The sequence below is a fragment of the Azospirillum sp. A23 genome, from assembly GCF_042938965.1.
GTDB lineage: Bacteria > Pseudomonadota > Alphaproteobacteria > Azospirillales > Azospirillaceae > Azospirillum > Azospirillum melinis.
Genome location: NZ_CP170664.1, coordinates 169,145 through 189,759, shown reverse-complemented (window position 1 = coordinate 189,759; position 20,615 = coordinate 169,145). Strand labels below are relative to the sequence as shown.

The 20,615-nt window shown below is 67.0% G+C and carries 22 protein-coding genes; 10 read left to right on the top strand and 12 right to left on the bottom strand.

Translation table 11 applies throughout. From position 1 onward, the window contains the following. The first annotated feature begins 268 nt into the window (after positions 1 to 268). Entirely contained in the window at positions 269 to 787 is a 519-nt protein-coding gene (locus ABNQ40_RS06285; RefSeq protein WP_109048265.1) for a DUF2934 domain-containing protein, read from the top strand. Positions 788 to 868: 81 nt separating this feature from the next. Beyond that, a complete protein-coding gene (locus ABNQ40_RS06280) occupies positions 869 to 1,213 on the top strand; it encodes a four-helix bundle copper-binding protein (protein ID WP_109048264.1) in 345 nt (114 codons plus the stop codon). A gap of 14 nt (positions 1,214 to 1,227) precedes the next feature. On the opposite strand, the gene ABNQ40_RS06275 is transcribed toward ABNQ40_RS06280, so the two are convergent. The 3 genes from ABNQ40_RS06275 to ABNQ40_RS06265 are packed head-to-tail and all read right to left on the bottom strand — an operon-like array spanning position 1,228 to position 4,471. Further along, positions 1,228 to 2,772 (bottom strand): DHA2 family efflux MFS transporter permease subunit, encoded by a 1,545-nt coding sequence (locus tag ABNQ40_RS06275; protein ID WP_109048263.1) that lies wholly within the window; start codon positions 2,770 to 2,772, stop codon positions 1,228 to 1,230. 34 nt (positions 2,773 to 2,806) lie between these two features. Then, positions 2,807 to 3,931: an HlyD family secretion protein gene (locus tag ABNQ40_RS06270; protein WP_109048262.1), complete on the bottom strand. Its 1,125-nt coding sequence runs from the start codon at positions 3,929 to 3,931 to the stop codon at positions 2,807 to 2,809. A 33-nt stretch (positions 3,932 to 3,964) separates the two neighbouring features. Next, complete coding sequence (locus ABNQ40_RS06265) at positions 3,965 to 4,471, bottom strand: MarR family winged helix-turn-helix transcriptional regulator (RefSeq protein WP_109048261.1); 507 nt, start codon at positions 4,469 to 4,471, stop codon at positions 3,965 to 3,967. 224 nt (positions 4,472 to 4,695) lie between these two features. On the opposite strand from ABNQ40_RS06265, the gene ilvD reads away from it, so the two are divergent. Then, complete coding sequence (ilvD, locus tag ABNQ40_RS06260) at positions 4,696 to 6,561, top strand: dihydroxy-acid dehydratase (RefSeq protein ID WP_109048260.1); 1,866 nt, start codon at positions 4,696 to 4,698, stop codon at positions 6,559 to 6,561. A gap of 237 nt (positions 6,562 to 6,798) precedes the next feature. Further along, the gene (locus ABNQ40_RS06255) at positions 6,799 to 9,876 is read left to right on the top strand and encodes an adenylate/guanylate cyclase domain-containing protein (RefSeq protein WP_109048259.1); all 3,078 of its coding nucleotides are present in this window, start codon (positions 6,799 to 6,801) and stop codon (positions 9,874 to 9,876) included. A 39-nt stretch (positions 9,877 to 9,915) separates the two neighbouring features. Here the strand turns inward: ABNQ40_RS06255 and ABNQ40_RS06250 are convergent, their stop codons facing one another. Beyond that, positions 9,916 to 10,203, bottom strand: a complete 288-nt coding sequence (locus ABNQ40_RS06250) for a ribbon-helix-helix domain-containing protein (RefSeq protein WP_247879594.1) — start codon at positions 10,201 to 10,203, stop codon at positions 9,916 to 9,918. A 156-nt stretch (positions 10,204 to 10,359) separates the two neighbouring features. On the opposite strand from ABNQ40_RS06250, the gene ABNQ40_RS06245 reads away from it, so the two are divergent. The 5 genes from ABNQ40_RS06245 to ABNQ40_RS06225 all read left to right on the top strand — a co-directional run bounded on the left by ABNQ40_RS06245 (position 10,360) and on the right by ABNQ40_RS06225 (position 13,971). Further along, entirely contained in the window at positions 10,360 to 10,557 is a 198-nt protein-coding gene (locus ABNQ40_RS06245; protein ID WP_109048258.1) for a hypothetical protein, read from the top strand. 117 nt (positions 10,558 to 10,674) lie between these two features. Next, positions 10,675 to 11,946, top strand: a complete 1,272-nt coding sequence (locus tag ABNQ40_RS06240) for a YcaO-like family protein (protein WP_109048257.1) — start codon at positions 10,675 to 10,677, stop codon at positions 11,944 to 11,946. Next, a complete protein-coding gene (locus ABNQ40_RS06235) occupies positions 11,943 to 12,695 on the top strand; it encodes a TfuA-like protein (protein WP_109048256.1) in 753 nt (250 codons plus the stop codon). The genes ABNQ40_RS06240 and ABNQ40_RS06235 overlap by 4 nt, the downstream gene beginning before the upstream one ends. Positions 12,696 to 12,772: 77 nt before the next feature. Further along, positions 12,773 to 13,483: a Crp/Fnr family transcriptional regulator gene (locus ABNQ40_RS06230; RefSeq protein ID WP_109048255.1), complete on the top strand. Its 711-nt coding sequence runs from the start codon at positions 12,773 to 12,775 to the stop codon at positions 13,481 to 13,483. A gap of 107 nt (positions 13,484 to 13,590) precedes the next feature. After that, positions 13,591 to 13,971 (top strand): ribbon-helix-helix domain-containing protein, encoded by a 381-nt coding sequence (locus ABNQ40_RS06225; RefSeq protein ID WP_109048254.1) that lies wholly within the window; start codon positions 13,591 to 13,593, stop codon positions 13,969 to 13,971. Positions 13,972 to 14,077: 106 nt separating this feature from the next. On the opposite strand, the gene ABNQ40_RS06220 is transcribed toward ABNQ40_RS06225, so the two are convergent. From ABNQ40_RS06220 to ABNQ40_RS06200, 5 genes are all read right to left on the bottom strand, one after another. Continuing rightward, positions 14,078 to 14,866: a 3-hydroxybutyrate dehydrogenase gene (locus tag ABNQ40_RS06220; RefSeq protein ID WP_109048253.1), complete on the bottom strand. Its 789-nt coding sequence runs from the start codon at positions 14,864 to 14,866 to the stop codon at positions 14,078 to 14,080. 6 nt (positions 14,867 to 14,872) lie between these two features. Then, the gene (locus ABNQ40_RS06215; RefSeq protein ID WP_109048252.1) at positions 14,873 to 15,526 is read right to left on the bottom strand and encodes a 3-oxoacid CoA-transferase subunit B; all 654 of its coding nucleotides are present in this window, start codon (positions 15,524 to 15,526) and stop codon (positions 14,873 to 14,875) included. A 17-nt stretch (positions 15,527 to 15,543) separates the two neighbouring features. Continuing rightward, entirely contained in the window at positions 15,544 to 16,203 is a 660-nt protein-coding gene (locus tag ABNQ40_RS06210; protein WP_109048251.1) for a CoA transferase subunit A, read from the bottom strand. A 2-nt stretch (positions 16,204 to 16,205) separates the two neighbouring features. Then, the gene (locus ABNQ40_RS06205) at positions 16,206 to 17,597 is read right to left on the bottom strand and encodes a GntP family permease (RefSeq protein WP_109048250.1); all 1,392 of its coding nucleotides are present in this window, start codon (positions 17,595 to 17,597) and stop codon (positions 16,206 to 16,208) included. 64 nt (positions 17,598 to 17,661) lie between these two features. Continuing rightward, the gene (locus tag ABNQ40_RS06200; RefSeq protein WP_109048249.1) at positions 17,662 to 18,096 is read right to left on the bottom strand and encodes an SRPBCC family protein; all 435 of its coding nucleotides are present in this window, start codon (positions 18,094 to 18,096) and stop codon (positions 17,662 to 17,664) included. A gap of 360 nt (positions 18,097 to 18,456) precedes the next feature. On the opposite strand from ABNQ40_RS06200, the gene ABNQ40_RS06195 reads away from it, so the two are divergent. Continuing rightward, complete coding sequence (locus ABNQ40_RS06195) at positions 18,457 to 18,657, top strand: heavy-metal-associated domain-containing protein (protein ID WP_109048248.1); 201 nt, start codon at positions 18,457 to 18,459, stop codon at positions 18,655 to 18,657. Between the two features lie 94 nt (positions 18,658 to 18,751). Here ABNQ40_RS06195 and hemP read toward each other — a convergent pair whose 3' ends face one another. The 3 genes from hemP to ABNQ40_RS06180 all read right to left on the bottom strand — a co-directional run bounded on the left by hemP (position 18,752) and on the right by ABNQ40_RS06180 (position 20,613). After that, positions 18,752 to 18,916 carry a hemin uptake protein HemP gene (gene hemP / locus ABNQ40_RS06190; RefSeq protein ID WP_098735831.1) on the bottom strand — a complete coding sequence of 55 codons (165 nt, stop codon included), beginning with the start codon at positions 18,914 to 18,916 and terminating at the stop codon, positions 18,752 to 18,754. 136 nt (positions 18,917 to 19,052) lie between these two features. Next, positions 19,053 to 19,706 carry a YdcF family protein gene (locus ABNQ40_RS06185; protein ID WP_109048247.1) on the bottom strand — a complete coding sequence of 218 codons (654 nt, stop codon included), beginning with the start codon at positions 19,704 to 19,706 and terminating at the stop codon, positions 19,053 to 19,055. 13 nt (positions 19,707 to 19,719) lie between these two features. Next, the gene (locus ABNQ40_RS06180) at positions 19,720 to 20,613 is read right to left on the bottom strand and encodes an ABC transporter permease (protein ID WP_109048246.1); all 894 of its coding nucleotides are present in this window, start codon (positions 20,611 to 20,613) and stop codon (positions 19,720 to 19,722) included. Positions 20,614 to 20,615: the final 2 nt, after the last annotated feature.

Here is a 20,615-nt window from a genome sequence, read left to right as displayed (position 1 = left end):
GCTCAAGGGTCGGATTGGCCGCCTTGTGGCACGGAACAGGCCGGTTGGGAACCATCTCCCGTTCCCTCTGGGAATCATCTCCGTTTCTCTCCGGGAACCAGACGCTTGCTCCGGTGTTGCCCTCATGGAACGGCGGAGTCGGGAGTCTCCGCCTCTTTCGTGGTGCCTCGCACGAGTGGCTTTGCAACGTTGGCGGGTCGCTGCCACAAAATACGGTATGGCAGACCCGCCGGGCAGACAATTGCCTGACAGACAAATGGGGAACTCGATGGCCGATACCGACGATATCCAGGAGCGTATCCGACGCCGCGCCCACGAGTTGTGGGAGAGCGAGGGCCGTCCGCACGGCCGCGACTCCGACCATTGGACCCAGGCCGAGGCGGAAGTCCGCGGCGCCGGTGCGCTGGAGCCGACCGGCAAGGTCGCCGGCTCGCGCAAGAAGACCGCCACCTCCAAGACCGCCGGCAAGAGCACCCGTGCCGCCGCCGAATCCCTGTCGGAGGTCGCGAGCGCCCCGGCGGAGAGCGCCAAATCCGAAGCGGCCAAGCCTGCGAAGGCCAAGCCGGCCGCCTCCAAGGCGCCTGCCTCCAAGCCGAAGGCCGATGCCGCTCCGGCCGAGCAGGCCGCCTCCGTCAAGGCTCCGGCAAAAACCACCGCCAAGGCGGCGCCCACCAAGTCTACGGCTGCCAAGTCTACGGCTGCCAAATCCACAGCCGTCAAAACTCCGGCTGCAAAGCCCCCGCGCAGCTCGAAGAAGGACGGCGGCAAGAGCGCCACGGCCGGCTGACCCCAGCCTTCCTTGCCGGAACCCAGCGGCCCCGGAGCCGGTTGTCAGGTCATTCCTGCACTCTTCTCCGGAGGAACCGTTATGGCCGGCACGCCGTCGATGGACGACTGCATCCGCAACTGCACCGACTGCCACACGATTTGCCTGGAAACCGTATCGCACTGCCTGACCAAGGGCGGTGCGCATGCGGAGACCGGGCATGTCCGCCTGATGCTGGACTGCGTCGACATCTGCCGCACCAGCGCGGATTTCATGATCCGCGGCTCCCGCTTCCACCATCTGACCTGCGGCGCCTGTGCCGAGATCTGTGCGGCCTGCGCCGACCGGTGCGACCGTATGGCCGACGACGCCAGGATGAAGCGGTGCGCCGAGATGTGCCGACGCTGCGCCGAAAGCTGCCGGGCGATGTCGAGCATGGCATCCTGACAGGAGCGGCGCCCCTACTCCATCACCGACGCTTCCTCCGGGGCCGGAGCGCCCGCCTTCGGTCGCCGGAGCAGCAGCAGCATCGGGATGACCAGCAGGGCGACATACATCATCAGCTTGAAGTCGTCGATGTAGGCGATCATCGCCGCCTGCTGCGTGACCTGGGCGTTCAGCATCGCCAGCGCCTCGGGCGCGGCGGTGACCTGCTCGGTCATCGCCTGGGAAAAGGGCGTCAGGTGCGCGGCCAGGCTGGCGTGGTTGATCTGGGTGTTCTGCGACAGCAGGGTCATCACCACCGAGATGCCGACGCTGCTTCCCAGGTTGCGGACCAAGCTGAACAGGCTGGCGGCGTCGGTGCGCAGCCGCGGCTCCAGCGTGGCGAAGGCGATGGTGCTGAGCGGCACGAACACCAGCCCCAGGCCCAGCCCCTGCACCACGCCGCTGATGATGATCGGCTCGCGATCCATCATGATGGTGAAGCCGGTCATGTACCACAAGGACCAGCTGGTCAGCAGCACGCCGGCCAGTATCAGCAGCCGCGCGTCCACCCTGCGCACCAGCCGCCCCACCATCAGCATCGAGATCATCGTGCCGACGCCACGCGGCGCCAGCACCAGCCCGGTGGTGACCGTCGGGTAGCCCAGCAGGTTCTGCAGCATCGGCGGCAGCAGCGCCATGGTCGCCAGCAGGATCACGCCGATCACGAAGATCAGGATCAGCCCGGTGACGAAATTGCGGTCGCGCAGCAGCGCCGGGTCGATGAAGGGCTCGGTCTTCGTGTTGCCATGGGCGGTAGCGATGTGGATGGCGAAGACCCAGAAGGCGCAGGCGGCCAGGGCCGTCTCGATCCAGATCTCGGTCGCGCCGAACCAGTCCAGCTGCTCGCCGCGGTCCAGCAGCATCTGGAAGGCGCCGACCGCCAGACCCAGCATGGCGAAGCCGAAGAAATCGAAGCTGCGGATGCGCCCCTTGGTCTCGTGCAGGAAGACCGCCATGCCGGCAAAGGCCAGCAGCCCGACCGGCAAATTGATGTAGAAGACCCAGCGCCAGCTGAAGCTGTCGGTCAGCCAGCCGCCCAGCGTCGGCCCGGCAATCGGGCCGACCATGATGCCGGCGCCCCACAGCGCCATCGCCTGCCCGTGCCGCTCCTTCGGGTTGATGTCCAGCAGCACCGACTGCGACAGCGGTACCAGCGCCGCGCCGAAGATGCCCTGCACCAGCCGGAAGGCCACCATCTGCGTCAGGCTGCCGGCCAGCCCGCACAGCACCGACGCCGCGGTGAAGCCCGCCACCGCGATCAGGAACAGCCGCTTGCGCCCGAACCGGTCCGCCATCCAGCCGGTGGCCGGCGTCGCAATGGCCGCCGCGACGATGTAGGAGGTCAGCACCCAGGTGATGGTGTCCTGCGCCGCCCCCAGGCTGCCCTGCATGCTGGGAAGCGCGACGTTGGCGATGGTGGTGTCCAGCACCTGCATGATGGTGGCGAGCATGATCGACACGGTGATCATGCCGCGATGCTTCACCTCATGCGGGGCTGCCGGGGATTGGGGGACGGCCATGGAATGCCTGCGGATGATGGGATGCGTGGTTGCCTTACCGGATCGCCGCGACCGCGTTGCCGATGGCGCCCGGCAAGGGCCGGCTGTAGTGGGTGTCGACCTCCACCTCGGCACTGAGGCCGGTGCGCAGCGGCACGGGCTCGCCCTCCGTCCGGTCGATGCGGAGGCGGACCGGCACCCGCTGTACCACCTTCACCCAGTTTCCGGTGGCGTTCTGAGCGGGCAGGACCGAGAATTCCGATCCGGTGCCGGCGCCGATGCTCTCGACATGGGCGGTCAGGGTGCGGCCGGAATAGGCGTCCAGCACCACCGTCGCGGTCTGGCCGACCGCCATGTGGGTCAGGTCGGTTTCCTTGAAATTGGCCTCGACCCAGCTCGACCCGCTCATCACCAGGCTGACCGCCGACAGCCCGACCGAGGCGTATTGCCCGACCAGAAGCCGGTCGGTCTGGCTGACCACGCCGTCGGCCGGCGCCGCCACCACCGTGTGGTCGAGGTCGCGCTGCGCCGATGCCTTCTTCGCCAGCGCCTCCAGCACCGTCGGATGGCGGTCGGTGGGGATGTCGGGATCGCCGCCAAGGGCGGCGCAGGCGCTGATCACCGCCTGCTTCTCCGTGTTCAGATCCTGCTGGGCCGCCATCAGGTCGTGGCGCACCGAGTCGTAGGTGGCCCGCGCCACGACGCCGGTCTTCAGCAGATCCTGCTGGCGCTGGAACTCGCGCTGTTCGAAGGAGACCTTCTCTTCCGCCGCGGCCTGCTTGGCCTGCGCCTCGCCCAGGTCGGCGCGCAGCTGCTCCACCTTCAGCCGGGCCGAGGCCAGCGAGGCATCCGCCTGCTGCAAGGCCAGCCGGTAGGGTTCGTCGTCGATGCGGAACAGCAGGTCGCCGCGATGGACCGGCTGGTTCTCATGCACCGCCACCTCGACGATGCGGCCGGAGATGTCCGGGCTGATCGTCACCTTGTCCTGTTGGACATAGGCGTTGTCGGTCGAAACATAGCGTCCGCCAATGACATATTCATAGCCGCCGCCGACCGCCACCAGCAGCGGCAGGGCGGCCATCAGCAGCCAGCGGCGCCAGCGCGTCCGTCGAACGGGCTTGGCGGCCGGATTCTGGGCATCTGGGCGGGTATCGGTATCGCGGGCGGTCACAGCGGTCATGGCGGTCGGGTCCCGAGGAAAAAAGCGGGGTCGTCAGGCTTTGGCGGCGATCTTTTGAGCTGCGGTCTTCGCGGGCGGTTCGGCCCGGCGGTCGGAGAGGTTGGCGCGCATATGGGCCAGCATCTCGACCAGCATGGCTTCGGCATCGGGCGGCAGGCCGGCGAGGGCCTCCGCATAGAGCCCGGTGGCGAGCGCCCGGCCCTGCTCCAGCACTGCATGCGCCTTCGGCGTCAGGTGCGGCAGCCGGGCGCGCCGGTCGGTCGGATCGGTGCGGCGTTCGATCCAGCCCCCCTCCTCCATGCGGTCGATCTGCCGGCAGAGCGTGATCGGCTCGATCTCCAGCAGGTCGGCCAGCGCCGCCTGCTTGATCCCCTCGTTCCGCGCCAGCGTGGCGATCACCGACCATTGCGCGCGGGTCAGGCCGAGATGGCGGGCGCGCTGGTCGAAACGGACGCGCATCAGGCGCGCCGTGTCGGTCAAAACGGCGCCCAGACTCGTCGAATGGGCATTTGCGGAGCGGGGATCGGCAGGGGAGGACATCGGCGGATCGTAAGCTTGCTTATCGGTTCTTCAAAACTAATAAGCATGCTTATCATCGGCAATCCTCGCGGCGTGCATGGCAGGGCCACGCCCGCGTCGCGCCTCCGGCGCCCTGGACGGGATCGCGCCTCTGGCGCGCGCGACAGGAGATTGCTAAGGTGCCCACCCTTTTCGTTCCATTCCTTTCGCCAATTCGCCAAAATCGACCAGCTGAGGACCGATCCATGCCGCACTACCGTTCCCGCACCTCCACCCACGGCCGCAACATGGCGGGCGCGCGCGGCCTGTGGCGGGCAACCGGCATGAAGGACGGCGATTTCGGCAAGCCGATCATCGCCATCGCCAACTCCTTCACCCAGTTCGTCCCCGGCCATGTCCATCTGAAGGATCTGGGCCAGTTGGTGGCGCGTGAGATCGAGAAAGCCGGCGGCGTGGCGAAGGAGTTCAACACCATCGCCGTGGACGACGGCATCGCCATGGGCCATGGCGGCATGCTGTACAGCCTGCCCTCGCGCGAGCTGATCGCCGACGCGGTGGAATACATGGCGAACGCCCATTGCGCCGACGCGCTGGTCTGCATCTCCAACTGCGACAAGATCACGCCCGGCATGCTGATGGCCGCGATGCGCCTGAACATCCCGGCGGTCTTCGTCTCCGGCGGCCCGATGGAGGCCGGCAAGGTCAAGTGGCGCGGCAAGATCAAGTCGGTCGACCTGATCGACGCCATGGTCGCCGCCGCCGACCCGACCGTCTCGGATGAAGAAGCGGCGGAAATGGAGCGCGGCTCCTGCCCGACCTGCGGCTCCTGCTCCGGCATGTTCACCGCCAACTCGATGAACTGCCTGACCGAGGCGCTGGGCCTGTCGCTGCCCGGCAACGGCACCATCCTGGCGACGCACGCCGACCGCAAGGAGCTGTTCCTCGCCGCCGGCCGCATGGCGGTCGATCTCTGCCGCCGCTGGTACCAGGAGGAGGACGCCACCGCCCTGCCGCGCGGCATCGCCACCAAGGAAGCCTTCGAGAACGCGATGACGCTCGACATCGCCATGGGCGGTTCGACCAACACCGTCCTGCACATCCTGGCGGCGGCGCAGGAGGGCGGCATCGATTTCACCATGGAAGACATCGACCGGCTGTCGCGCCGCGTCCCCAACGTCTGCAAGGTCGCTCCCGCCGTGGCCGACGTCCACATCGAGGACGTCCACCGCGCCGGCGGCATCTTTGGCATCCTTGGCGAGCTGGACCGCGCCGGCCTGCTGAACCGCGAGGCCCCCACCGTCCATGCCCCGACGCTGGGCGAGGCGCTGGACCGCTGGGACGTGATGCGCACCCAGGACCAGTCCGTCCACACCCTGTATCGGGCCGCCCCCGGCGGCATCCCGACCGTCGTGCCCTTCAGCCAGGAACGCCGCTGGCCGGAACTGGACCTCGACCGCGAGAAGGGCGTGATCCGCAAGGCCGAGAACGCCTTCAGCCAGGACGGCGGCCTCGCCGTGCTTTACGGCAACATCGCGGAGAACGGCTGCATCGTGAAGACGGCGGGCGTCGACGCCTCCAACCTCGTCTTCGCCGGCCCGGCCCGTGTCTTCGAAAGCCAGGACGATGCCGTCGCCGGCATCCTGGGCGACGTGGTCAAGGCTGGCGAGGTGGTGGTCATCCGTTACGAGGGTCCGCGCGGCGGTCCCGGCATGCAGGAAATGCTGTACCCGACCAGCTATCTGAAGTCGAAGGGGCTGGGCAAGGCCTGCGCGCTGGTGACCGACGGCCGCTTCTCCGGCGGCACGTCCGGCCTGTCGATCGGCCACGTCTCTCCGGAAGCGGCCCAGGGTGGCGCCATCGGGCTGGTGCAGGACGGCGACCGCATCGAGATCGACATTCCCAACCGCATCATCCGTCTCGCCGTCGACGACCAGGAGATGCAGCGCCGCCGCGACGCGATGAACGCCAAGGGCATGGATGCCTGGAAGCCGGTCAACCGCGACCGTCTGGTTTCCCCGGCACTGCGCGCCTATGCCGCCCTGACCACCAGCGCCGACCGCGGCGCCGTGCGTGACGTGACCCAGGTGGAGAACATCGCCGTCCGCCGCTGACATGGCTTAGGCGACGGGCGCCGACAGCGCCGCAATCAGGCACAACGGACATTCATCACAAGTAACAATCAAAGCGCCGCGCAAGTCGCGGCGCTTTCTTTTTGCCAGGAATTACATACACAGATATGTTACTTTCCGTTGGCGGGAAAATCTTCGGGTGTCGCATCGCTCGGATGTTCGCAAAATTCGAAATGCATGCTCTAATATGCCAACGCGAATTCCGCGAGGGGGGCGGACGTGGCGGACACCATGTTGGGCGCAGCGACGGACGAAGGCCGTCCCTGGCAGGAGGCATCTCGCCTGCCGGGCGATAAGCCGCGCGAACGCAAGGTCGTCACGGCGATGTTCGTCGACATCGTCCGTTCCTCCGCCATGGTGGCAGGCCGCGATCCCGAGGATGCGGACGATCTGCTCCTTTCGATCCTGAACCGTGTGACGGAGGCTGTGCCGCGCTTCGAAGGCACGGTGACCCAGATGCTGGGTGACGGCTTCCTGGCGACCTTCGGCGCCCCCGGCGCCAAGGAGGACCATGCGCTGCGCGCCTGCCTTGCCGCCCAGGACATCCTCAGCGCAACCCGCGACGAACAGGGGCGGCCTCTCTTCCACATCCGCATCGGCATCAGTTCGGGTGACGTCGTCGCCCATGTGGTGACCAATGGCCTGTGGACCGACTATCGCGCGGTCGGCGAGTGCGTGCATATGGCCGCCAAGCTGCAGCAGCGCGCGGCTTCCGACACCGCGCAGCTCAGCCGGGACACGCTGGACCTGATCCCGGTCGGGGTGGCGGCGCGCCCGATGGGAAGCCTGCGCCTGTCCGACGAGGTGGAGCCGATGCCGGCCTTCCTGCTCGACGGGGCGCGTGCCGTCCGCCGCACCGCCACTGACCTGCTGTCCGCCACCGACGCCCCGCATGTCGGCCGGGAGGAGGAGGTGGCGACCCTGTTCGCCATCGCCGATTCGGTGGAAGCCGGGGCACCCGCTCAGCTTCTGCTGCAGGGAGAGGCCGGAATCGGCAAGTCCCGCCTCGTCGGCGAGTTCCTGCGCGACCCGCGCAGCCGGCGCTGGACCCTGCTGCAATGGCCGCAGATGCCGATCCGCCGGCTGGCCGATCCCGACGACCTCGAGGCGGTGGCGCTGAGCCTGGCCGAACAGGTGGCCGGCTGCGCCAGCGAGGAAGGCATCGGCTGGGTCTGCGAGGCGGCACGCCGCCGGTCCGGTTCGCTGGCCGGCGATGCCGTTCGCGCGCTGTTCGGCCGGCCCGGGCTGGATCCGCTGTGGAGCGGCCTGGACGCGGCGCAGCGTCTGTCCTTGAGCATCGAAGGTCTGGTGGGGGCGACGCTGGAACTGGCGGCACCGCTCGGAGCCGGCGGTGGAAGCGACTCGGGGGATGGGACGGCGAGCGGGGCAGTGGGCCGACCGCTGCTGGTGCTGGTGGAGGACGCCCATTGGGCCCGACCGGTGATGGTGCGGCTGCTGGACCGGCTGGCCCAAGCACTGCCGGGGTCGAGGGCCCGGCTGCTGCTGCTCGCCACCCGGCGGCCACCCCCGCTGGGACCGGAGTCGGAGGAGCGGGGCTGGAGCGGCCGTCCAGGCGGGCGCCGCATCGATCTGGGCATGCTGTCGCCGGATCAGGTGCAGAGTTTCCTGGCCCACTGGCTCGGCCCCGACTGGTCGCTGGTGGAACTGAAAGCCCAGGTCGCCAGCCGCTGCCAGGGCGTTCCGCTCTATCTGGAAGAGGTTCTGCGCACGCTTGAGGCGTCGAACGCCATCGAGGGCACGCCGGGCGCCTACCGGCTGATCGATCCGCTGGTGGTCCACAAGCTGCCGCGCACGCTTCACGCCCTGCTGGCCGAGCGCATGGACATGATGACGCTGGAGCGGCGCCGGCTGCTGATGAATGCCGCCGTGATCGGCACCACCTTCGACGTCGGGCTGCTCCAGGCGCTGACCGGATTGCCCACGCCGGTCCTGTCCGACTCCCTGGCCTATCTGGAGCGCGCCGGCTTCGTGCTGCGCACCCGTCTGCTGCCCAATCTGGAATATTCCTTCAAGCATGCACTGATCCAGGAAGTCGCCTATGCCACCCTGACCAAGTCCGACCGCCGGGCGCTGCATGCCCGCGTGCTGGAGGCGTTGCGCCATCGCCGCGACCACGACCTGCCGAACCGCCTGGACCTGCTGGCCCACCATGCCTTCATGGCGGAGAACTGGCCGGCCGCGCACCTGTTTGGCCGGCGGGCGGGCGAACGGGCCGAGGGCCGCTCCAAACTTGAGGACTCCAGCCGGCATTACGCCAACGCCCTGGCCGCGGTGCGGCATCTGCCGGATCATCCAAGGAACACGGCGCGTCAGATCGATCTGCTGATCGCGCTTCCGCGGTCGCTGCTGCCGCGTGGGTCGATGGGTGTGGACGACCACCTGCAACGGGCCATCGCCATGGCGCGGGGGTCGGACGACCGCATCCGCTATGCCCGCGCCTGCTCGATGCTGGCGTCGTTCCTGTGGACCTTCGGCGATCTGGATCAGGGGCTGGCACTTTGCCGGGACGGCTTGTCCGCGCTGGACGAGCGGGACGACCGCCGCACCCGCGTCCAGCTTCTGTTCCGGCTGGGCGGCCTGCAAACGGACAAGGGGCTTTTCGTCGACGCCCTGGAAACGTTCGAGCTTGGCGCTGCCATGCTCACCACGTCCCGCCCGCACGACCGTTACGGACTGGCAACCGTCGCACAGGTGCATATGGGAAGCATCGCGGCACGCTGTCTCGCCCAACTGGGACGGGCCGAAGAGGCGGTGGATGCCGGTCGCCGATCAGTCGAGATCGCCGAGGAAAGCAATCACCTTTTCTCGAGATTGTTTGCCCTGACGCATCTGGGATGGACGCAGATCATCTGCGGGCAATTGAAGGACAGCGTCCCTGTATTCGAAACCGCATTGTCCATCGGGCACGCCATACACGCTCCGCTGCTGCTGCCGCTGGTCATGGGCGGCATCGGATATGCGTCGGTCCTGACGGGAGACCGGGAGGCCGGTTTCGCGATGTTCGATCGCAGCTTCGCGCTTTTCCACCAGCAGGGCGGCGGCAATGGGCGGCTTCACCCGCTTGGGCGCGTTCCTCAGGTCATGATATGGTATGCCCAGGCGCTCGCCTCCACGGGAAGGCTGGATGAAGCCATGCAAGCCGCACGCAACGGGTTGGAAATTGCCCGCAACACCTCTCAAACATCACTGGTGGCGCATGCGGGGGGACTGCTGACGACATTCAGCAGTCAAGGTGGGAGAAACGTTCGAACGGAAAAAATGAGACTGGACGCCTAATGAAACCTCAATGAAATCGAAAATTCCTGAGATAATTTTCTAGATCTGGTCTTTTCTCCGAAAATAATCCAACACAAAACTGCGAATTTCGCTGCTCAGCGCAACGCTTTCAGAGCGGCTGGCATCAAGTTTTGCGCAGAGTTGCTTGGTCAGAAGCCCCTCGGATTGGGCAATTGCATCCAAGCCATCCCACACTGCATTTTCAAGACGCACGCGCCTTTGGCCGTTTCCAACCGGAACGACACGGACCGACATCGCGGGCCAATCCATCAACCCGGATAAATGGCTGGACCGATCCTCACGACGCTTGCTGACGGTGTTCAGCATTGTATGGAACTCCTTGGCCGTCGCCGTCACGGATACATCCGACTGGCAGTGCCGTGTTATCCCAATGCCAGTGCGCGCAAAGTGAAAAACTTCACAGCGTAAATCAGTTCGGATTCGAAGAAATAGGCACATCACCTCACACCAAGGAGATGCACGATGTCGCTCAACCTGTCCCAGTCCTCGATGATCCGTGGCGCGGATGGCCGTCTGTACAATGTTTCGGCCCAGGGCGTGACCGAGATCGCCGAAATTCAGGCCTCCACAGCCCGCAACCTCGTCCGCTCCGGTGACCGCAGCACCTTCGATGCCGCCGATCATGAAGCCGGTCGCTACAGCATCACCCCGGGCGCCTGATCGGAATCCCGGTTCCGGTTTTTGGACCGTGGCCACCAGCACCGATAAGGTGCTGACCGGCCACGGACCCGGGAACAGGATGCCTCTTCGATTTCCCTCCGCCCCGGATCAGCCGCGATGCCCTTCGATCTGCTCGATATCAAAGCCTCCGTTTCGGATGCGGTGAAGGCCCATACGGTCGGCACCCACCGGGTCGTGGCACCCGAACAGACCCTGGCGCGGGTCGCCCCGTTCCTGCCGATCATGGGGATCACCCGGGTCGCAAACGTCACCGGGCTGGATGCCGTCGGCATTCCGGTGGTGATGGTGACGCGGCCGAATTCGCGCTCCATCTCGGTGTCGCAAGGCAAGGGGGTGACGCTCGCCGCAGCCAAGGCGTCGGGGGTCATGGAGTCGATCGAGAGCTACCACGCCGAACGCATCACCCTGCCGCTGAAGTTCGCCAGCTTCGAAGAGCTGCGCTGGACCCATCCGGTGGTGGACGTCGACCGCCTGCCCCGGCTGTCGACCGGAAGCTTCAATCCCCACAGCCCGATCTTGTGGATCGAGGGTCAGGATTTGCTGAACGGCGGCCCGAAATGGGTGCCGTTCGAAATGGTCCACCTGAATTTCACCGTGCCGATGGCCCCCGGCCACGGCGCCTTCCTGGCCGGCTCCAATGGCCTGGCATCCGGCAACCACAAGGTCGAGGCGATCAGCCACGCCGTCACCGAACTGGTGGAGCGCGACGCGACCACCCTGTGGCGCCTGCAGGATCCCGCAGCCCAGGCGGCGACCCGCATCGACCTGGACAGCATCGACGATCCGGTCTGCCGCTCGCTGATCGACCGCTTCGGGGCGGCTGGCGTCGCCGTCGGCGTGTGGGAGACCACAAGCGACGTCGGCCTGCCCGCCTTCCTCTGCCGCATCGTCGAGCGGGAGGAACTGCCCCAGCATTCCATCCGCCCGGCCACTGGCATGGGCTGCCACGTGGCGCGCGAGATCGCCCTGTCCCGCGCCCTGACCGAGGCGGCGCAGAGCCGCCTGACCTTCATCGCCGGCGCCCGCGACGACATGCCCCGTGCCGAGTATGAGCGCCACCTCGACCCCGCCCACCATGCCCGCTGGAAGGCGATGATCGTGGAGGGTGCCGGCAGGCGGCCCTTCCACCACTGCCCGACCGGCGCCGCGCCCACCATCGAGGCCGATCTCGCCCATCAACTCGACAGGCTGCGCGCCGCCGGCATCGAGGAGGCGGTGGCGGTGGACCTGACCAAGCCGGAATTCGGCATCCCGGTCGTCCGTGTCGTCGTGCCCGGACTGGAGGGTGCCGACGAATCCCCCGATTACCTGCTGGGTGAGCGCGGCCTGCGCGCTCTCGGCAGCCAAGCCATGGAGAAGGCGGCATGAGCGGCGTCTATGTCTTTCTGGGCCCTACCCTGCCGCGCGAGGATGCGGCGCTGGAGCTGGACGCCACCTACCTGCCGCCGGTCGCCCAGGGCGACGTTCTGCGGCTGTGCGCCGAAAAGCCGGCAGCCATCGGCATCGTCGACGGCTTTTTCGAAAGCGTGCCGTCGGTCTGGCACAAGGAAATCCTCTACGCCATCCACGCCGGCATTCCGGTGTTCGGCGCCTCCAGCATGGGCGCCCTGCGCGCGGCGGAGCTGTATCCCTTCGGCATGATCGGAGTCGGCGCCATCTTCGAGGCCTTCCGCGACGGCCGGCTGGAGGACGACGACGAGGTGGCGGTGATCCACGGCCCGGCCGAGCTGGGCTACACCTCCCTGTCGGAGGCGATGGTCAACATCCGCCGCACCCTGTCCGACGCGGTCGCCGACCGGATGCTGAGCGCCGGGACGGCCCTGCGCCTGGAGTCCATCGCCAAGGAGCTGCCCTACCGCGAGCGCGGCTACGGCCGGATGCTGCGGCTGGGCGGCGACATCGCCCTGCCGGCTTCCGAACTGGCGGCATTTCGCGGCTGGCTGCCGCAGGGTCGCTTCGACCAGAAGCGTGAGGACGCCAAGGCGATGCTGCGCACCATGGCACGCCGGCTGGGCCGCGCGACAAGCGATGACGCAACAACCGAAGCCCGTTTCCATTTCGAACACACCGTCCTGTGGGAGCGCGCCCTGCGCGATGCGGCGCCGCTCGCGATGTAAGCGCGTTTTGGCTAGACTGATCGCGCCGGGGTGGCGATGACCGCCAGCCCGGCGCGAAACTGTGTCTGGACGGACGGATGAACGCGCCTGTGGATGTCGCATCGGTTCTGAGGCGCAACCGGCTGCTCGGGGAACTCGATCCCGAGCAGATGGCCGAGATGGTGACTCTGGGCCGCATGGCACGCTTCGATGCCGACCAGATCATCTTCGACAAGGGCGACCCTGGCGACAGCCTGTTCGCCGTGCTGAAGGGTCAGATCGCCATCCGCACCTCTTCGGCGGATGGCAAGACCATGCTGCTGAACATCCTGGAAGCCGGCGATGTCCTGGGTGAGATCGGGCTGATCGACGGCCGGGAGCGGACCGCCGCCGCGGTCGCCCTGCGGCCGGTCGAGCTGTTCCGGATCGACCGCGCCGAGTTCATCCCCTTCCTGGAGCGCCACCCGCGCCTCTGCACCCGCATGATGATCGTTCTTTGCGACCGGCTGCGCTGGGTATCGGAAAACATCGAGGACGCCGTGTTCCACGATGTTCCACGCAGGCTTGCGCGCCGGCTGCTGCTGCTGTCGGACAGTTACGGGCAGCCCACTCCGGCCGGTCTGCGGCTGACTTTGCCCCTGTCCCAGGAAGCATTGGCAAACATGCTGGGCGTCACCCGTGAAATGGTGAACAAGTGTCTCGGCGCCCTGCGCAGGACCGGAACAGTGACATATGCCAAAGGTTTTATCGTCATCAACGATCTGGCTTTGCTCAAGGACATGGCCGGGGATCCGGAACGCACCCCCTAGGGGGAATCCTTACATGCCTAAAGTTTTGTTCCCAAAACCGGTTGTGGTCGCGTTATAGTGTTCATGCGTTGGGGGCAATCGCACGGGTAGCACGAGGGCATACGAACATGTCGAGCGTTGGGGACAGCAAATCTCGCGTCGATCAATCCACAGGTGCCGCTTCTCTGGCCTCTCGCACGCTGAAATTGTCTGGACGTGACGTTTCGATCCGGCTTGAGCCTTCCTACTGGGAGGGGCTGGAGGAGATCTGCCGACGGGAAGTTATGACGGTGGACGAGTTGTGCGACGACGTGCGTGACCGTATGGAACAGCAGGCCCGCCATTCATCCCGGTCGGGCGTTTCCCTTGCGAATGCCCTGCGCGTGTTCGTTGTCGGCTATTTCCGGCAGGCGGCGACCGAACGCGGTCATGCCCGCGCCGGCCATGGACAGGGTCGCCCGTTCATCGCAACGCCCTTCGACACGGTTCCGGCCACCAGCGACACCTGAAACCGGAAAGAAGCAGCCCCGGAAACGGACCTTTCGATCCGATCCCGGGACGCTTCGGTGCCCGTCCAGCCCAAGCCGCTTTAAAACCGCTTGGGCGACGGTCCATTTACTGGGCGGTCCAGCCGCCATCCATGGTCAGAGCCGCGCCGCGCATGTTGCCGGCGGCCTCGGAGCACAGGAACACCGCCAGCTCGCCCAGCTGTTCCGGCGTGACGAAGGATTTGGACGGCTGCTTCTCGCTGAGCAGTTCGCGTCCGGCCTCCTCCACCGACAGGCCGCGCGTGGCGGCCAGCGCGTCGATCTGCTTCTGCACCAGCGGCGTCAGCACCCAGCCCGGGCAGATGGCATTGCAGGTGATGTTGGTCTCCGCCAGTTCCAGCGCCGTCACCTTGGTCAGGCCGATCACGCCATGCTTGGCGGCGACATAGGCCGACTTGTTGACCGAAGCCACCAGCCCATGGACCGAGGCGATGTTGATGACCCGGCCCCAGCCGCGCGCCTTCATGCCCGGCAGAGCGGCGCGGGTGCCGTGGAAGACGGCCGACAGGTTGATGGCGATCACCGCGTCCCAGCGCTCCACCGGGAAGGCATCGACGGGCGACACATGCTGGATACCGGCATTGTTGACCAGCACGTCCAGCCGGCCATAAGCCGCCTCGGTGGCGGCGACCATCGCCTCGATCTCCTCGGGCTTCGACATGTCGGCGCCGTTGTGGGCGACGCGCACGCCGAACTCGTTGGACAGCGACTGGCACAGCTCAGCGATGTAGCCGGCATCGCCGAAGCCGTTCAGCATCAGATCGGCACCCTGGCCCGCCAACTGCCGTGCGATCCCAAGGCCGATCCCGCTGGTGGACCCAGTGACGAGCGCAGCCTTCCCCTTCAGATTGGTCATTCTTCTTTATCCTTCGATCGGCATGGAACGGAGGTCCGGGGCGATGATCAGTTCGCACCCGGTGTTGGCGATCACCTGCTCCACCGTGACACCGGGGGCGGTTTCCTTCAAGACGAGGCCGGCGTCGGTCGGCTCGATGACGGCGAGGTTGGTCACCACCAGATCGACCCGGCGGACCGACGTCAGCGGCAGGGCGCAACGTTCGACGATCTTCGCCTCGCCCTTGGCGCTGTGCTGCATGGCGACGATCACCCGGCGGGCGCCGGTGACGAGGTCCATCGCGCCACCCATGCCCGGCACCATCTTGCCCGGCACCATCCAGTTGGCCAGCCGCCCTTCACGGTCCACCTGCAGGCCGCCCAGCACGGTGACGTCCAGATGGCCGCCGCGGATCAACCCGAAGGAGAAGGCGCTGTCGAAGGACGCCGCCCCCGGCAGGGCCGAGATGGGCGAGCCGCCGGCATCGGTCAGGTCGTGGTTTTCCGCCCCGGTGATCGGGCCGGACATGCCGACGATGCCGTTCTCCGACTGGAAGAACACATGGCGGCCGGGGGGGACATAGCGGGCGACCAGGGTCGGCAGGCCGATGCCCAGGTTGACGAGGTCGCCGTCCATCAGCTCCAGCGCGACGCGCTTGGCGATCAGGGTCTTTTCATCCATGGCTCTCTACTCCCCGATCAGCGCGGCGTTGCGGCGACGATGTAATCGACCAGCACAGACGGCGTCATCACCGCGTCGGGCGGGATGCAGCCGACGGGCAGGATGTCCTCTGCCTCGGCGATCACGGTGGCGCCGGCCATCGCCATCAGCGGGTTGAAGTTGCGGGCGGTCAGCGCGTAAGTCAGGTTGCCGTACAGGTCGGCCTGCTTGGCGGCAACCAGTGCGAAATCGGCCTTGATCGGCATTTCCAGCAGATAGGCGACGCCGTCGATCTCGACCGTGCGCTTGCCCTCCTCCACAATGGTGCCGACGCCGGTGGCGGTCAGAACGCCGCCCAGCCCGACGCCGCCGGCGCGGATGCGCTCGGCCAGCGTGCCCTGCGGCAACAGTTCCACCTCGATGGCGCCGGCGATCATCTGCTTCTGCGTTTCGGGGTTCAGGCCGATGTGGCTGGTGACGACCCGGCGCACCAGCTTCTCCACCACCAGCTTGCCCAGGCCGTTGTTGGGCCGGGCGGTGTCGTTGGCGATGATGGTCAGGTCGCGCTTGCCCTGGCGGATCAACTCGTCCACCAGCCGGTTGGGGCCGCCGACGGCCATGAAGCCGCCGATCAGCAGGGACGCCCCATCGGGAATGCGCGCGACGGCGTCCTCCAGGGAAATGAGCTTGTTCTTCATGATCAGACGATCCCGGTCAGGTAGTAGACGGCGATCACGAAGAAGACCGCCAGCGTCTTGATGCAGGTGACGGCGAAGATGTCGCCGTAGGATTGCCGGTGCGTCAAGCCGGTGACGCCCAGCAGGGTGATGACGGCGCCATTGTGCGGCAAGGTGTCCATGCCGCCGCTGGCCATGGAGGCGACGCGGTGCAGGACCTCCATCGGGATGCCGGCGGCATTGGCGGCGGTGATGAACTGGTCGGCCATGGCCGCCAGCGCGATGCTCATGCCACCCGACGCCGATCCGGTGATGCCGGCCAGCGCGGTGACGGTCACCGCCTCGTTCACCAGCGGGTTGGGAATGGCGGCCAGAGCGTCACGGATCACCAGGAAGCCCGGCAGCGCCGCGATCACCGCACCGAAGCCGTATTCCGACGCCGTGTTCATCGAGGCCAGCAACGAACCGCCGATGGCGGCCTTGGTGCCTTCGGCGAAGCGCTGGGACACCGGCTTCCAGGCGAAGGCCAGCACCAGCAGGATACCGCAGAGCAGCGCCCCTTCCACCGCCCAGATGCCGGCGACAGCGGAGACCTGCGTCACCAGCGGCTTGGCGCCGGGGGTCAGGGCCACCTCATTCGTGGCGCCGTAGACGCTGGGGATCGCCATGGTAAACAGCTTGTTCAGCACGCCGACGGCGACCAGCGGCGACAGCGCCAGGATCGGGTTCGGCAGCGCCTCGGACGCCACGGCTTCCGGCTCGTTGGTGTGGCCGCCGCCATAGCCCTCGCCGCGCGCGATGGCCGAACGGACGCGCCATTCCAGATACAGCAGGCCCAGCGTCAGGATGAAGACCGAACCGATCAGGCCCAGCCAGGGAGCGGCATAGGCGTCGGTCTTGAAGAAGGTGGTGGGGATGATGTTCTGGATCTGCGGCGTGCCCGGCAGCGCGTCCATGGTGACGGTGAAGGCGCCGAGCGCGATCACGCCGGGGATCAGGCGCTTGGGGATGTCGCTCTGCCGGAACATCTCGGCCGCGAAGGGATAGACGGCGAAGACCACGACGAACAGCGACACGCCGCCATAGGTCAGCAGCAGGCAGACCAGGACGATGGAGGTCACCGCACGCTCGCGCCCGACCAGCTTGATCACGGCCGAGACGATCGACTTGGAGAAGCCGGACAGCTCGATCACCTTGCCGAACACCGCGCCCAGCAGGAAGACCGGGAAGTACAGCTTCACGAAGCCGACCATCTTGTCCATGAACAGGCCGGTGAAGATCGGCGGCACCGCGGACGGGTCGGTCAGCAGCACGGCCCCCAGCGCCGCCACCGGCGCGAAGAGGATGACGCTGAAGCCCCGGTAGGCGACCAGCATGAGGAACGCGAGCGCTCCCAGGCAGATCAGGAAACTCATTTGGACGATGCTCCCTCGGTTATTCTTTTCCGACGCTTGGCGTCTGGAGTGTCGTTTTCGCGATTCACGGATGAAGCAGAGTGCGGAGCCGGGCCATGCCGGCGTCGTAGAGGTCGCGGACGAACCGTTCGGCCTCTGCCTCCGTCCCCTCTTGCGGGTGGGAGGCGGAGGGATGGAAGGTGGCGGTCCAGTGAAGCACGGCCTGCCCCTCCCCATCGGCCCGCAGGCGGATTTGCGCCAGCAGGTCGGCGACCGGATACGGCCCCTCGATCACCGCATAGGTGTAGGCGTCATCGACCCGGCTGACATGTTCCAGCCGGTGGACGACCGGCGAGCCGTCGTAAAGCCGCAGGCGCCTGAGCGCTCCCTTCTCCGTCCCGTCCACGGTCATGGAAACCGCGCCGGGATACCATTCACCGACAGCGCCATCCCACCGCACCAGCGGCCACACGCGGCGCGCCGGGACAGGCAGAAGGGTTGTTGCGGTGACAAGCGGCATCGCGGCGCTCTTTCCTGGAAAATCCCGGGCCTGGAAATCCCGAGACGGGTGCATGCATCCGTATTAGCAAGGGCTATGCCAGGACGGCCTCGACAGATTGTCGCAGGCGAAACCTTTGGAATAGCGGACTTTTTGCAGTGCACACTAAAATCGTCTCGGCCCGGCCTTTCTCTTTTTCGAGATTACCAGCTGAAGAATTGTCTCGTTTTAAAGATTCAGTCTTCTTTTCGAGACGCCGCTTCGAAGCGTGACGATCAGGCTGGCGGGTGGTTGAGCGGACCTGCGGAATGCCGCTTGACCTTCCCGTTGCTGGAAGGTGCAGCCTTTCCAGATCATCCGCACCCCCAAGGGATAAGTTCCATGCTGACGTTGAAGGTTTCCGGAATGACCTGCGGCCATTGCGCCCAGACCGTAACCAAGGCCGTGGAAGCACTTTCCGCAGTGGATCGCGCCCTGGTCGACCTGAAGGCCGGCGAGGTCACCGTCGAAGGCAGCGCTGACGAATCCGTCATCCGGCAAGCCATCGAGGATGCCGGCTATGAGGTACAAGGCCGGGCGTGAAAGGTCATCACAAAAAAGAAAATGGGCGCCGGACCAGTATGGCCGGCACCCATTCTCGGCGACGTTTTTCCCGGAAGGTTCTTTGAAGGTCGTTTTATTTGGTCAGGATCAGCTTGTTGGCGCGGGTCACACGCAGGCGGTAGCTCTGCCCGGCGTGCTGGATCACGATCTCGCGGCTGCCCGACATCAGGCGGCCGGATTCGACCACCGGCAGGGATGCGGCGAAGGAAGCGGGAACGGAGACGGCGCTGTCGTGCATGGCGAGTCTTTCTTGCTGGACGGACGTTGCGGTTGGCGATGTCCTGGCGTGAACCCTGGACAGGACCCTAACCCGGCCCGCTCCCAATTGCAAGTCATTCTCATTCGCTTTTGGAGGCCGGCGTCTTTTTCCATGGTCAGTCCCGAAATGCGCGGCGGACCGCCCAGCGCAGCCCCACCACCAGCAGCTTGTTGTACTCGTTGACCAGCAGGTTGGCGGTGCCGGGCCACATCCACCAGTCGTCGAGATGGACGGTGGGGGCGACGACGGGGTGAGGAACCAGTTCCACATCCGGCATCGCCATCGACAGTTCCAGCAGGCTGCGGCGCATGTGATAGTTGGCCGTCACCAGCCGCAGCGACCGGAAACCCTGGTCGCGCATCCAGTCGGCCGTCTCATAGGCGTTGCCGATGGTGCTGTCGGCGGAATAGCCCAGCGTGATGCAGCACTCCATTTCGGTCGGGGAGTGGCGGGACAGCTTCAGCAGTTCCTGCACATCCACCCCGTCATAGACGCCGGAGACGAACAGCTTCCTCGCGCGGCCGGCGGCGAGCAGTTCAAGCCCGGTGCCCAGCCGGTGGCTGCCGCCGGTCAGCACGACGATGGCGTCGGTCGGACGGTCGGCATCGGCGCCGCTGGGGGACGAGCGCGGCACGTCGGCCGCATACCAGAACAGCCCGCCCAGCCAGACTGCGGCCAGCACCAGCAAGCCGGCGATCACATGCGCAATCGCCCGCGCCATCACGCCGCCGCCGCGCCGCCGGTGACCGTGGATCATGGTGCCGCCCATCTCATGGCTCCACTCATGGCATGGACTCCAGCGTGCGCAGCACGGTCCAGCGCGCGGTGACCAGCGCCAGAAGGGCCAGCCCTGCCGGCACCAGCAGCAGAGCCCCCCATTGCCAGGGCTGCAACGCCAGGTCGGGCAGCAGGCTGGCCCGCAGCCCCTGGGAGGCGCGGTGCAGCCCATACATCGTGCCGCCGGCCAGCAGCAGCCCGATCCCGCCCCCGCGCAGGCTGCGGCCCACCACATGCCGCTCGAACTGGCGCGAGACATAGCGGTCAGTGGCGCCCATCAGATGCAGCAGCTCCACCACCGGCCGGTGGATGGCAAGGCCGGTGCGCACGGCGAAGACAACGGTCATCACCGCCGCCGCCCCGATCAGCACCACCACGCCCAGCGCCGCCAGCCGGATCGCTCCGGCGAAGGAGCGCAGATCGGCCAGCCACACCGCATGGTCGTCCAGCGTCGCCCCCGGCGCGGCGGAGGTCAGGCGCAGGCGGAGCGCACCGACATCGACCGGTCCGTCGGCGACGACGTCAATCAGCCGCGGCATCGGCAGCAGCGGGTCCGCCGCCCCCGCCCCCAGCCAGGGCTCCAGCAGCCGGGCGATCTCCCCCCCGCCCAGCAGGGTCGCCGACCGGATGCCGGGGACGGAGCGCAGGACGGTCAGCGCCGCCTCCGCCCGCTCGTCCAGCGGGGCGACGGGGGCACCCGGCATCGGCGCCACCTGCACGGTCAGGCCGCCGGCCAGCCCGCTGTCCCAGCGCTGGGCCATGTCCGTCACCAGCATGGCGCCGGCCAGCGCCAGCGCCGCCAGGAATGCCATCAGCGCGGTGATCCAGCCGAGAAAGCGCGAGGAGGGATCGACCGCCAGCGGCAGGTCGGAACGGGGCCGCACCGGACGAAGCGCCATGC